Annotated in this window: 14 protein-coding genes; 1 reads left to right on the top strand and 13 read right to left on the bottom strand. The window is 37.7% G+C overall.

What is annotated here, in order from left to right; genetic code table 11:
* Nucleotides 1–19 precede the first annotated feature (19 nt).
* Genes fabG through acpP form a run of 4 tightly spaced genes read right to left on the bottom strand, consistent with a single transcriptional unit; the run spans nt 20 to nt 2,850 of the window.
* Entirely contained in the window at nt 20–754 is a 735-nt protein-coding gene (gene fabG, locus BLS20_RS07090) for a 3-oxoacyl-[acyl-carrier-protein] reductase (RefSeq protein ID WP_090173679.1), read from the bottom strand.
* Nucleotides 755–774: 20 nt separating this feature from the next.
* Entirely contained in the window at nt 775–1,695 is a 921-nt protein-coding gene (gene fabD, locus BLS20_RS07095; RefSeq protein ID WP_090173680.1) for an ACP S-malonyltransferase, read from the bottom strand.
* A 2-nt stretch (nt 1,696–1,697) separates the two neighbouring features.
* Complete coding sequence (gene fabK, locus BLS20_RS07100; RefSeq protein WP_090173681.1) at nt 1,698–2,621, bottom strand: enoyl-[acyl-carrier-protein] reductase FabK; 924 nt, start codon at nt 2,619–2,621, stop codon at nt 1,698–1,700.
* A gap of 1 nt (nt 2,622) precedes the next feature.
* On the bottom strand, nt 2,623–2,850 hold the full coding sequence (gene acpP / locus BLS20_RS07105; protein ID WP_090173682.1) for an acyl carrier protein: 228 nt from the start codon (nt 2,848–2,850) through the stop codon (nt 2,623–2,625).
* A 152-nt stretch (nt 2,851–3,002) separates the two neighbouring features.
* Here acpP and BLS20_RS07110 point away from each other — a divergent pair, with 152 nt between their 5' ends.
* The gene (locus BLS20_RS07110) at nt 3,003–3,329 is read left to right on the top strand and encodes a DUF1292 domain-containing protein (protein WP_090173683.1); all 327 of its coding nucleotides are present in this window, start codon (nt 3,003–3,005) and stop codon (nt 3,327–3,329) included.
* A gap of 88 nt (nt 3,330–3,417) precedes the next feature.
* On the opposite strand, the gene BLS20_RS07115 is transcribed toward BLS20_RS07110, so the two are convergent.
* The 9 genes from BLS20_RS07115 to BLS20_RS07155 form a co-directional block, all read right to left on the bottom strand.
* On the bottom strand, nt 3,418–5,256 hold the full coding sequence (locus tag BLS20_RS07115) for an ATP-dependent helicase (RefSeq protein WP_090173684.1): 1,839 nt from the start codon (nt 5,254–5,256) through the stop codon (nt 3,418–3,420).
* The gene (gltX, locus tag BLS20_RS07120; protein WP_090173685.1) at nt 5,249–6,706 is read right to left on the bottom strand and encodes a glutamate--tRNA ligase; all 1,458 of its coding nucleotides are present in this window, start codon (nt 6,704–6,706) and stop codon (nt 5,249–5,251) included. The genes BLS20_RS07115 and gltX overlap by 8 nt, the downstream gene beginning before the upstream one ends.
* 15 nt (nt 6,707–6,721) lie before the next feature.
* On the bottom strand, nt 6,722–7,912 hold the full coding sequence (coaBC, locus tag BLS20_RS07125; protein WP_090173686.1) for a bifunctional phosphopantothenoylcysteine decarboxylase/phosphopantothenate--cysteine ligase CoaBC: 1,191 nt from the start codon (nt 7,910–7,912) through the stop codon (nt 6,722–6,724).
* Nucleotides 7,913–7,921: 9 nt separating this feature from the next.
* Complete coding sequence (gene panD / locus BLS20_RS07130) at nt 7,922–8,311, bottom strand: aspartate 1-decarboxylase (protein ID WP_090173687.1); 390 nt, start codon at nt 8,309–8,311, stop codon at nt 7,922–7,924.
* 18 nt (nt 8,312–8,329) lie between these two features.
* Complete coding sequence (gene panC / locus BLS20_RS07135) at nt 8,330–9,175, bottom strand: pantoate--beta-alanine ligase (protein WP_090173688.1); 846 nt, start codon at nt 9,173–9,175, stop codon at nt 8,330–8,332.
* Nucleotides 9,176–9,203: 28 nt separating this feature from the next.
* Entirely contained in the window at nt 9,204–10,031 is an 828-nt protein-coding gene (gene panB, locus BLS20_RS07140) for a 3-methyl-2-oxobutanoate hydroxymethyltransferase (protein ID WP_090173689.1), read from the bottom strand.
* Nucleotides 10,032–10,397: 366 nt separating this feature from the next.
* Nucleotides 10,398–11,600, bottom strand: a complete 1,203-nt coding sequence (locus BLS20_RS07145) for an AAA family ATPase (protein WP_090173690.1) — start codon at nt 11,598–11,600, stop codon at nt 10,398–10,400.
* Nucleotides 11,587–12,339, bottom strand: a complete 753-nt coding sequence (locus BLS20_RS07150; RefSeq protein WP_090173691.1) for a hypothetical protein — start codon at nt 12,337–12,339, stop codon at nt 11,587–11,589. Before BLS20_RS07150 ends, BLS20_RS07145 begins: the two co-directional genes overlap by 14 nt.
* Nucleotide 12,340: 1 nt before the next feature.
* On the bottom strand, nt 12,341–13,618 hold the full coding sequence (locus BLS20_RS07155; RefSeq protein WP_090173692.1) for a DUF5716 family protein: 1,278 nt from the start codon (nt 13,616–13,618) through the stop codon (nt 12,341–12,343).
* Nucleotides 13,619–13,629 lie beyond the last annotated feature (11 nt).

Consider the following 13,629-nt stretch of genomic DNA (forward strand, 5'->3'; position numbering starts at 1 on the left):
CTCCAAATATCAACTTCGATTAAATACTTAGTCCACCATCTACACAGATCACTTGACCTGTAATATAGGACGCTTCATCTGATGCCAAAAAAGCAACCACACTAGCAATTTCCTCAGGTTGACCAAATCTTCCAAGCGGAACCATAGACGCTCCGATTTGTCTTGTTTTTTCATCCAAAGCTTTCGTCATATCTGTATCAATAAATCCAGGCGCAACAGCATTTACACGAATCGCTCTGCTAGACAATTCTTTTGCCATCGTCTTAGTCATACCAACCAATCCTGCTTTTGCAGCTGCATAATTCATTTGACCGGCATTCCCATGTATTCCGGTATATGAAGTAATATTTATGACACAACCTTTTTTTGCCTTTAGCATTGGTCTTGAAACTGCCTTCATAGTATAAAATGCGCCTTTAAGATTAATATCTAATACCTGTTCAAATTCTTCTGACTTCATCTTCATCAAAAGATTATCTTTCGTAATTCCCGCATTATTCACAAGAACATCAATATGTCCATATTCTTTTACAATGGCATCCACCATTTCTTTTACTTCTTCTTCCACCGCAACGTTGCACTTATAAGCAATTGCATCCGTACCCTGCTCCTTAATTTCAGCAACAACTTTTTCTGCAGCTTCTTTATTTCCCGAATAATTAACCACAACAAAATTACCGCATTTTGCCAACTTCTTGGCAATCTCTGCCCCGATTCCTCTCGAAGCTCCGGTTACTATTGCAACTTTTTCCATATGATGCTCCTTTTTTCTAATTATAATAATTCTTCCAATACAGCTTCATAATCCGTCAGTTTATCAATATTAAGCGACTTTACCTCCGGATTAATTTTCTTTAAAAACTTAGAAAGTGACTTCTTAGGTCCAATTTCTACAAATGTAGTTACACCATCTTCAATCATTCTTTCTACGCTTTGTTGCCAAAGAACAGAGGATGAAATCTGTTTTTGTAACAGTGGTCTTATCTGCGCTACATCATTCACATAATCTGCCGTCACATTTGTTACATAAGGAATTTGCAAATCATGTAGTGTTACATTTGCTAATTCTTCCCCCAGTTTCACTCCAGCTTCTTCGAGCATTGCCGAATGAAATGGTCCGGACACGTTAAGCATTGTACACTTTCTAGCGCCGGCATTTTTACAGCCTTCTGCTGCTTTTTCGACTGCTTGTTGTTCCCCGGTAATAACAATCTGTCCCGGACAATTGTAATTAGCTATGTTCACTAACCCTTCTGTCTCTTCACAGACTTTTTCAATTTCTTTTGCATCCAGTTTCATAATTGCACACATCGCACCGCCTGTCGGTACTGCTTCTTGCATAAGTGCTCCGCGTCTCGTTACCAAATGAAATGCATCTTCCACACTCATTGCTTTGGCAGCCACAATTGCTCCATATTCTCCTAGGCTAAGTCCGGCTGAAACATCTGGTTTCACACCGTCTTTTTCTAATTTTTTTAAAATGGCCACTTCTACGGCAAGCATTGCAATCTGTGTATATTTTGTAATATTTAATCGCTCATCATTCTCGAACAAAATATGTTCAAGATCAAATCCACTGATTTCCGATGCAGACTCAATCACATTTCTAAATGACTCATCTGCATCATAAAAATCTTTTCCCATTCCGGTATATTGTGAACCCTGTCCCGGAAAAACAAATGCTAATTTACTCATAATTAATGTCCCAATAAGCTTTCTGCCTGCGCCATAATTTCTTTTACAATTTCATCACAGGACTTTACATCTTTAATCAAACCGGCAATCTGACCTGCCATTACGGTACCGTTCTTGACATCTCCATCAATCACAGCATTTCTAAGTGAACCAAGCGTTAACTTTTCAAGTTCCTCAAAGCCGGCACCTTCCTGTTCCAGCCGCAAATATTCTCTAGTCATCTGATTACGTAGAGAACGAATCGGATGTCCTGTACTAGCACCGGTTACGACAGAATCAATATCTTTTGATTTTACAATCTTATGCTTATACTCATCATGACAGATACATTCTTCTGAAGCACAAAATCTCGTTCCCATCTGAACACCTTGCGCACCAAGCATAAAGGCTGCGGCAACACCTCTACCATCTGCTATTCCACCGGCAGCAATTACCGGTATATCCACTGCATCAACAACTTGTGGAACCAATGTCATAGTTGTCGCGCTTCCGATATGTCCTCCGGATTCGGTTCCCTCCGCAACTACAGCATCCGCTCCAGTCTTTTGCATCATTTTAGCAAGCGCAACACTTGCCACTACAGGAACCACTTTAATCCCGGCTTCTTTCCACATCTTCATATACTTAGCAGGATTGCCCGCTCCGGTTGTAACCATTGCCACTTTTTCTTCCGTTACTACTTGAGCAACTTCTTCAGCGTATGGGCTTAAAAGCATAACATTAACACCAAATGGTTTATCTGTAAGTTCCTTACAGTTTTTGATTTCCTGGCGAATTACATCAGCAGGCGCATTAGCTGCGCCAATAATTCCCAGACCTCCGGCATTTGATACTGCCGCAGCTAATTTGTGTTCTGCAGCCCATGCCATACCACCTTGAAAGATTGGATGTTCTATTCCAAAAAGTTTTGTAATCTCAGTTGTCATTTTATTCAATCCCTTTTGTCTTTAAGTAATCAACCATCTGACCTACTGTTTTAACATCAGAAAGTTCTTCTGCATCAATTTCAATATCATATTCATCTTCAAGAGTTGTAATAAGTTCAAAGATATCCAGGGAATCTGCTCCAAGATCTTCTTCAAACTTAGTCTCTAAAGTGATTTCTCCATCATGGCTTAACTGATCTTTAATCATTTCTGACATTTTCTCTAACATAATTGTGTTCTCCTTTGGTTTTCAATCTTTTTTATTTTCAAATATTTTGATATTCAAAGTATATCACTTTTCGATTCTTTGTCAACAGAATAATTGACTTTTTTCGGCGGCTAATTTATCATAAGGAAAATAAAGAATTTAAGGAGGAGAACATGGGTATTTTAGATAAAGAATTAAATGATGACGAAGAGATGTTTATCACTTTAACTTTAGATGATGATACAGAACTCGAAACACGTATTCTTACTATTTTCGAAGTTGAGTTAGAAGATGGCACATCACAGGATTATATTGTCGTAATCCCGGTTGATGAGAATGAACAAGACAACGAAGATGGAGAAGTTTTAATCTATCGTTATTTCGAAGATGAAGACGGCAATCCGACACTTGACAATATTCAAGATGATGAAGAATTCGAGATTGTTTCCGATGCTTTTGATGAGCTTTTGGATAACGAAGCTTTTGATCAGATGGATTAATAAAAAATCACATAAAAAACAGGTACATTCGAAGCCGGATTCATACGCTTCGGATAATACCTGCTTTTTTTATGCAATTTTATGGAATTTATTTCATCGAAAATCCCATTTCTTTCAAAAACACAGATGGTTCACTGTCATGATGAAGAATCTTTTTAGATGCACTCAAGAACAATTTTTCTTTCGCTCTTGTCATTCCCACATACAATAGTCGTCGCTCTTCTTCTATTTCCTCCGCCAAAGTTGCTTTCTTATACGGGAGCAATCCCTCATTAATATCCGGAATAAACACCATTGGATACTCAAGTCCTTTTGAACTATGCAAAGTCATTACCGATACGCAGTCTTTCATTGCATCATCCTGCTTCACTTTTTGTTCAATTTGATTTTTATAATGCTCAATCTGTTTTGACCACTCTTTATAATTCTTTGCTTCTTTTGCTGAAGATAACAAAAAATCCGTAACATCCGTTAATTCCTCTATTGCAATTCCATGCTCACAAGCATGTTCACGTATGTAATCACGATATCCAATAACATTTAATATATACATAACTCCCGCATATGGAGAAAGGGTCGATAACATCCTCAAATCCCCTTGCAACTTATCAATCCGCTCCATCATCCAATCTTGTTCTTCGTAATAATCCATCCAGACTTCAAATGACACCGTAGCATCATCCAAAGAATCCCTTGAAAGATATCGCAATGGACGATTCATAATTTTATAAAAATCACTTCTTTGTCGGCTTCCCAGTGCAATTCTTATATACGTAAAGATATCTTCCGAAATCCAATGCTCATAAATATTAGGCAAATGTTCTTTTAACCGAAACGGAATATTATTCCTGATTAAGCACTCTGTTAAGATGGAGGGTTGCTTGTTTGTTCTAAACAAAATGGCTATCTCTTCATACTTTCCTCCAGCCTTTACATACTCTTGAATCTTTCTTACAATCGCTTTTGCCTCATCAAACTGATTCTTATATAACGAATACTTCACCGAAGATTTTAAATCCTTAACCGCTGTAAGATTTTTTTCAAATCGTGTCTCATTGTGCGAGATCAATTTTCCTGCAAGCTCCACCACTGACTTTGGACAACGATAATTTTCACTAAGCGTAATCTGTTTCGCTTTCGGAAAATCTTTTAAAAACTGAAAACAAAGCATTGGCGACGCTCCTCGAAATCGATATATCGATTGATCATCATCCCCTACAACAAAAATATTTTTATGTATCGATGCCAACAATTTGACTATCTCATATTGAATCGTACTTATATCCTGAAACTCATCAATCATCAAATACGGATATTTATCAGCCCAAGCCTTAGCATAATCCGGACGTTGTTTTAACAATTCTAAGGTATATACCTGCATATCGTCAAAATCGATTAGTCTTTGTGTTTTCATCCTTTGCGTATAATCCATAAAGATTTTTCGAAAGCTATCTTGTGAACAGCATTTTGCATAATAATTTTCAGGATTGATTCTTTGATTCTTCACCAGCGAAATTTCTTCTAAAAGACTCTTTAGAAAATCCGTTTCCTGATCTACGGCTACATGATGTCTTCTTGCGATTTCACGCAAATATGCATATTGCACATCCGGCCTTATAATATTTTCAACTTTATAATGATAGGCATGACGTAGGATTGTAAAAAACAAAGAATGAAAAGTGGAAAAAGTGACTGCCCGGTTTTGTCCCTTTGCAGTCACTTCGTATCGGTTCCTCATTTCCATGGCTGCCGCCTTAGTAAACGTAACAACCAGAATCTTGGTAGGTGCTACCTGATAATGGGAAATCAGATAGCTTACCCTGTTAATAATCACGGAAGTCTTCCCGCTTCCCGGCCCTGCAATACAAAAGCATGGTCCGTCTCCTGCCGTAATTGCCTGAATCTGCGAGCTTGAATAATTACGCATTCGTCAGTTTTTCAATTCCTTTCTTAATTCGTGCAATTGACTCTTCTTTACCAAGAACTTCCATAATTCCCGTTGCTCCATCCGGTGTCATCTGTTTTCCGGAAACAGCCGTACGCACCGGCCACATAACCGTTGCATTTTTATATTCTTTCTTGGCTGCAAAATCCTTAAGCAATTCGAATAACGCATCATTCGAAAAATCATTCTGATTTTCAAGTATTGGTAAAAGCTCTGTAAGAATTTCAAGTGAGTTTTCGCTATTTGTCTTTGATTTCTTATGTGTAAACATCGAAACATCATATTCCGGCAACTCTTCAAAGAAATCAATATGTCCGGCGATGTCCGGGAAGACCTCAATTCTTGTCTTCACCATATTCGCAATCTTTTTCAGATCTAAATCTTTATGAATCACCTCTGTAATATATGGCTTTGCCATCTCGTAGAAGGTATCAAAATCCATCGCCTTTAGATACTCACCGTTCATCCATTTCAGTTTCACAATATCAAATACAGCCGGTGATTTACTCATATGATGATAATCAAACCGTTTCGTCAATTCATCAAGCGAAAAGATTTCTTCATTATCTTCCGGACTCCATCCAAGAAGTGCTACATAATTCACAATAGCTTCCGTTACAAACCCCTGCTCAAGCAAATCCTCATAAGAAGAATGCCCACTTCTTTTCGAAAGTTTTTGATGTTCTTCATTCGTGATCAGTGGACAGTGCACGTATACCGGCACGTCCCATCCAAATGCTTCATACAATCGATTATATTTTGGAGAAGAGGATAAATACTCATTTCCTCTTACTACATGAGTAATCCCCATCAAATGATCATCCACAACATTTGCAAAATTATAAGTCGGATATCCATCAGACTTAATAAGGATCATATCATCGAGTTCGGAATTATCTACGGTTATATCTCCATAAATTTCATCATGAAAAGTCGTAGTTCCTTCAGTCGGATTATTCTGACGAATAACATACGGCTTTCCTTCTGCAAGATTCTTTTCCACTTCTTCCTTCGATAAATGCAAACAATGTTTGTCATAAACGGATATTTCTTTTCCTTCGACAACATTTTGTTTCAAAGAATCTAAGCGTTCTTTATCACAAAAGCAATAATAAGCCTCTCCTTTTTCAATCAATTTTTTTGCGTATTCAAGATACAGCCCTTTTTTGTGACGTTCCGATTGCACATATGGGCCTACCTCTCCCGGCTTATCCGGTCCCTCATCGTGAATAAGCCCCGTCTTTTGAAGAGTTCTGTAAATAATATCCACAGCCCCTTCCACATATCTTTCCTGATCAGTATCTTCAATACGAAGAATAAAATCTCCGTCTTCATGCTTTGCTAATAAATATGCGTATAATGCAGTTCTTAAATTTCCAACATGCATGCGTCCTGTTGGACTTGGTGCAAATCTGGTTCTTATTTTGCTCATCTTTATCTCCTATGTTTACATCTTTTTCACGATTTCATCTAAAAGCTTATGCGCCGCTTCTTCCTTAGACATTAAGGAAAGCGGTGTTACAGAATCTTTGCTGATTAGTGTTAATACATTGGTGTCTGTCGCAAATCCTGCGCCTTCTTGTTTTAAATTATTCGCAACAATCATATCAAGATGTTTCTTTTCTAATTTTCCTTTTGAATTTTCTATCATATTTTGTGTTTCCATAGAAAATCCGCATACAAATTGATTTTGTTTTTTCATTGATGCTGCCGCTTCAATAATATCCTTTGTGCGAACAAGAGGTATCGCACTGTCTTTGTCCGTCTTTTTGATTTTTTCATCTACGTAATGAGCCGGAGTATAGTCCGCAACCGCAGCTGCCATAATTAAAATATCATGCTCTTTAAATTGCTCCATCACGGCATCATACATATCCTTCGCACTAACTACATCTATCCGATTCACAAACAAAGGGGTATCAAGCGCTGTTTTTCCGGAAACCAAAGTTACCCTGGCTCCTCGATATGCAGCGGCTTTTGCAATTGCATATCCCATCTTTCCGGTAGAGTGATTTGATATAAATCGCACAGGATCAATCGCTTCTACCGTTGCGCCGGCTGTAACCAAAATCCGTTTATCCGCCAAATCCTTTTCAAATGCAATTTCCCTAAGAATATGTTCAAGTAGAATCTCCGGCTGTGGCATCTTACCGGCTCCAACATCTCTGCACGCAAGAAGTCCGGTATCGGGCTCAATAATTTTCATACCATGATTTTTTAGCTTAACCAAATTCTCCTGAAGAATCGCATTTTCATACATATTCGTATTCATCGCAGGCGAGATTAAGATTGGAGCTTTGCAAGCCATTACCGTAGTCGTTAACATATCATCGGCAATTCCGCCTGCAATTTTTCCAATTACATTGGCTGAAGCTGGTGCAATCAGCATCAAATCTGTTTTTTTCGCAAGAGATACGTGACCTACATGAAATTCAAAATTTCTGTCAAATGTATCAACAAGACATTTATGATTTGTTAATGTTTCAAACGTAATCGGATTAATAAAATTCGTTGCATTCTGTGTCATAACCACATGCACCTCGGCATGAAGTTTAATCAACATACTCGCAAGATTGGCAATTTTATAAGCCGCAATTGATCCCGTCACGCCCAGAACTATTGTCTTTCCCTCTAACATACAACGCTCCTACAAATCTTTTAATAAACCATGTTTTTCATAATTGGTAACACGTTCAACCTTATTATCTTCACCAACAATTACTACTTTTGGAGCATGATCTTTTGCTTCTTTTGCATCCATCTGTGCATAACACATAATAATAATCTTGTCACCAACACTGACACATCTTGCCGCGGCTCCATTTAAACATATCACCCCGCTACCACGTTCTCCGCATATTGTATACGTCTCAAAACGCGCTCCGTTATTTACATCAACAATCTGAACTTTCTCATATTCTAAGATTCCGGAAGCCGCTAAAAGCTCCTCATCAACAGTTATACTTCCAACATAATCAAGCTCAGCCTGTGTAACAGTTGCACGGTGAATCTTGCCTTTTAACATTTCAATCTGCATCTTCTTACTCCTTAAGTATTATCTGGACACTGAAAAATTGTCAATTAATCTTGTTTTACCTATATATACGGCCATTGCAAAAAGCGTTCCATCCGTTATCTTATCAGTCTGTTGCATCGTAAGTCCATCTACCGCTTTTACATAATCAATCTTCGCCATTGGTTCAGCTTCAATGAGCTTAATCATCTTATCAAGAACAACCTTCGCATCATTTTCACCGGCTTTTGTAAGTTGTTCTCCTAATGAAACTGCTTTTGACAACACCAAAGCTGCCTTTCGTTCTTCCTCCGATAAATAGGTGTTTCTTGAACTCTTTGCCAGCCCGTCTTTTTCTCGGATAATCGGGCATCCAACAATCTGCAAATCCATACTCATATCTAATACAAGTCGTTTTATAATTGCAAGCTGCTGTGCATCCTTTTGTCCAAAATATGCTCTGTCCGGAGTTACAATATGGAAAAGTTTCGAACACACCGTACACACACCTCTAAAATGAACAGGTCTGGACTGGCCGCAAAGTTCTTCCGTTAATACTGACATATCTACATAACTGCAAAAGCCTTCCGGATACATTTCCTCCGGAGTCGGATGAAAGATCAAATCTGCTCCAAGATTCTCACAAAAAGCACTGTCTTTTTCAAGATCTCTTGGATAGCTTTCCAAATCTTCTCCCGGACCAAATTGCATCGGATTTACAAAAATGCTCACAACAACTCTGTCATTTTCATTCTTAGCCCTCGTGATCAAAGATCCATGACCTTCGTGAAGATAACCCATTGTTGGCACTAATGCAACACTTTCTCCGGCTTTTCTCCATTCTTTTACCTGCTGTCTAACCTCTTTAATTGTTCCAACTACTTTCATGATATCCTCCAATATGTTAATCTCAGTATTATTTTAACTGAGCTATTACTTCCTCATCAATTGCATATGTATGCTCTTTTGCCGGGAAATTACCGTTTTGCACTTCACTGATATATCCGGCAAATGCCTCTTTCATAACACTTCCACAATCAGCAAATTTACGAACAAATTTTGGTGTAAAATCCGAGAACATGCCAAGCATATCCTGATAAACCAAAACCTGGCCATCGCAGCCATTACTAGCACCAATTCCGATTGTAGGAATTGTTAATTCTTTTGAAATTTTATCAGCAAGCAGCGCCGGAATTCCTTCTAAAACTACCATAGAAGCTCCTGCTTCCTCTACTCGTCTCGCATCATCTAAAATCTGCTGTGCCTTTTCAATTGATTTTCCCTGTACCTTAAATCCACCAAACGCATTAACGGACTGTGGTGTCAATCCCACATGAGCACATACCGGAATCTGTGCAGCAACAATCGCTTTAATCTGCTCCACAACCGTTGCGCCGCCTTCTAATTTCACACCATTTGCGCGTCCTTCTTTCATAAGACGTCCTGCATTAACTACGGCATCATAACTACTTGTCTGATATGACATAAACGGCATATCTGCCAAAACAAAAGCATTCTTTGCTCCTCTTGAAACCGCTGCAGTATGATGAATCATATCTTCCATTGTAACGCTCAACGTATCTTCATATCCTAGCATCACCTGTCCGAGCGAATCTCCTATCAGCAAACAATTAATTCCTGCTTCATCCATCAATTTCGCCATGGAATAATCATAGCAGGTAAGCATTGTAATTTTCTTTCCTTCTTCTTTTTGCTGATGAAATGTCAAAACTGTATTTTTCATGTTTCCTCCATTCTTTACCCACCTCGGGTAAATTCCCATTTTATAGTATTATGATTTTATATAAGGAACACTCTATTGGTCGAATCCCAAAGAGCGAATGGATAGAATCGTCATATTACTATGACTGTCCGAAATGAATTTGATCGACTAAACCAAAAGAATTCATCTAACACCTCTATGAATATCCGCATATGCTCGTCCCGTTTTACACTTGTAAATACAGGCAAGTGTACCATATTCCATCGTGTTTTCATTCTTTGGCAAAGGTATAGTTTCTCTAATTTCGAAAATACTATCCGTGGGTTAATATACCATTAAAAAAATCACTTGTAAATCCTTTTGATGGCATTTATCAAAATATTGGATTTAACTCGTGATTTTTTCGATTTGGTCTAAAATCTGTTTCATCTTAGGTGAATATTCCTGATCTCTTTCTACCAGACTTTGAATCTCATTTTTTGCACGCTCAATTACTTGCGAATTATATGCCATTTGTTCTTTTAATGTTTCTTCCCGATGTAGTAATTCATGTGTCAGCGCCTCAAATTCATTATCATTTAAAAACACTTCGGATTTTAATTTCCATGAATCAAAATGTTTTAATCGGTGAACTAACAATTGGCTTTCAAATTTCTTCTGATAATATTCTAGATCTTCATTCGTTTGTTCAAAATTTTCCTGTTCTCGAATGGATTCCATGTATTTTTCCCACCGATAGCTAAGCTCATAAGAACTTTCAACATGAAATTTCTCCCGTGTATAATCCACTGCATTCGTAACATTTACATATTTGATCTTTACTTTATTTAGAATTGAAATTGCATAATTCAAATTTACAGATGCTTCTTTTTTTAGTTTTTCATCCACCGTGTTTTTCCAAAACACAAATATCCCCAAAAACAAAAATACTACAATTGCAATCAAAAACGGCTCCTTCAAAGAAAGATCGACTGCAAATTGCAGATAGGCAAAAATCGCACACAGTACAAAACAACAGGTAAACAAAAACATAGAAAATCCTTTTAGAAATTTTTGTTCCTTCGAAAGCCGCTCTAGCTTCTCCGTCCATTGCAGCTTTTCTCCTTCAAGATATGCCATATCACGTTTAACCGTATTTTGGTAAGCTTCGTTTTTTTGCAGCCTTTTCACTATTTGTGGAATATCTTCTTCCACTTCTTTCATCTGTGTAAATTCGTTATCTGTAATTTTACGAACACGATTAACATATTCATCCTTCGCTTTATTTAAATTGTGAATATGTAATGCCGTATTTTTTATCTCCGCCAATTCTGCAACTGAAATATGACGAATCGTCTGTAAATCCTTCAGATAATCCATCACTTCATAATATTCTTCCTTTTTTTCATCTAGCACTCTGGCATTGTCTATAATAAGCTCACATTTATCCAGAATATAATGTTCCACCTGCTCCGGAGTCATGTCCAGCTTCATCCTTGCAAATGTCTGTGAATCATCCGGATTCATTCCAAGAAAATCCGCAAGAATCTGTTCTTCTTTTTTTTCTTTTCTTCGATTGAATATTCTTTTGAATACACTAAACAATTTCACGCGTATACATGCCTCTACAATTTATTGTCAAATCATCCAATACCGACTTTAATTTTTCCGAATCCGGCAGTTTTTCAGGTTTTAGATTAAGCTTTGAACTAAGTATCTTTTGCCCCTCGCTTTTCCATACTCGTTCTTCTTTTTGCATCCGTTCAGAAAGTTCCATCAACTCCCTTGACTTATCAGCCTTTGATACACGATAAGCAGCCGAAAATGCTTTCTTGGCATTTTCAAACAAAAACAAATTAGCATAACAACATCCCATATTATGACAGATGCTTCCGGCTAGTTCTTCATCAAGCTGAACCTCATGTACTCGAAGCAATTGCTCATATCCACGAATGGCCGCTACATATCTGCGTGTCTGAGCCATTTTATCCATCCGCATTTTCTTTCGTTCAAGCGGACTTTTTTGTTCCATCTTACGAAGTTCATCTTCTACATAATTCAATTCCGCCTCGTCCGAATAACCCGAGAGTTCAAGAATACTTTTCACAAAAAGTGCTGTCGACACTTTTTTTCGCAGCAGATCGAGCAATTGCTCAGATAAATAATTTTCTTTCAATTCAAGGCTTAACCATTTACAAAGCTGCGGATCTTTAATATCATCTTCTATCAAAAACAGATGCGTCGTCAGATAAAAACATAATTCTTCAATTGTATAAATATTCGTAGATGTACTTTTCATCCGATATGGCTGCTTTGCCGTAATCGGTGAACAGATCATGACCTGATTCATTTTATCCCTCACATGCTAATTGATACTTCCATTTTTTTCCACTGGCCGGATACATTTCTCCAAGCCCTTTATCTTCAATCATCACATTCACCGAAGAACCCGATGTCGGACGAATTTCCATATGTACCTTAGTCGCTCTCGGAGGACGTTTAGGAAGATTCGCAAGTTCTAAGGAAGTGATTTTTTCACCACTCCCATCAGGATTTTGCTGATAAATATCAATAAATGGCTCATCTCCAAGAAGAATATCGCATGCACAATAGGTGCTATAGCAATTATCGCCAGCATTTACCAATGTTATCAGCTCTTGTTTTCCTCGAATTCTAGCTTCTATCGCCAGATTCATTTTCATAGAACTATCCCCTATATAAATGTACGGCCATTCTTCTCTTTTTAACAATTCATAATAACAAGCTCCGGTCGAAAACAGATTTTTTCCAAGATAAACTTTACGATTGTGACACAAAACTTCCAGCGACTGATTCATAAATCCCGTCTCAAATCCTTCTCCAACCAAATAAATCGTGGAAATATTACGACCATCGAGTTCATAATGAAGCAATTTCGTAAACGCCGCATCCTTCTCTTCATTCGTTCTAAGCGAAGCTAATTCATAAAATTCTTTCTTCTCAATCTCAACAGTTCTTGGTATTGTATTCACATTTTTTGTCAAATACCCTTGTTTTAACTTACTTCCGTCATATTGATAAAGTACAACATCATGAAGTCTGCGATCCTCCGTCTGATGAAAAGTAAACGCATAAAAACACTCCATATAGTCCGTCAACACAAGGCGTTTTCGACTGACTCCTGCCTTTTCCATCGCTTTTTTCAGAACTTCACTTCTTTCCATATTGAGCTTTTGAACCGTCAATACAACTTGTGCATGTTCCACATCTACGCCTTGCATTTTAGGAAGATATAATATTCTTTCAAAAAATATGCCAAGCATCTCCCAGGATTCCATCTCATTACCTGCCAACGGAATCGTCTCATTTTTGTATGCCTGATCTAGCAAATTTCGATAACTAAGTCCAATTCCTTCTTTTGAGGCTTTACTCGCCCGATGTCCAAATAACCACATTTCTTCTTGAACTTCACGATACAATAATGCCGGAATCAAATATTTTTCTTCTCCGGCAACAGTCGAAATCGTCTCAGGTTCATCCATCCCGGGCATATAATAAGATACAACAGCATTCTCATTATTTATATCAATCCCGATAATCGGCACTTCATTTAATTCATTTTTTTCTGACTGTGTAATAGTTTGTTGCATCTGATTTAAAC

It is taken from the genome of Eubacterium oxidoreducens (genome assembly GCF_900104415.1).
GTDB lineage: Bacteria > Bacillota > Clostridia > Lachnospirales > Lachnospiraceae > Eubacterium_C > Eubacterium_C oxidoreducens.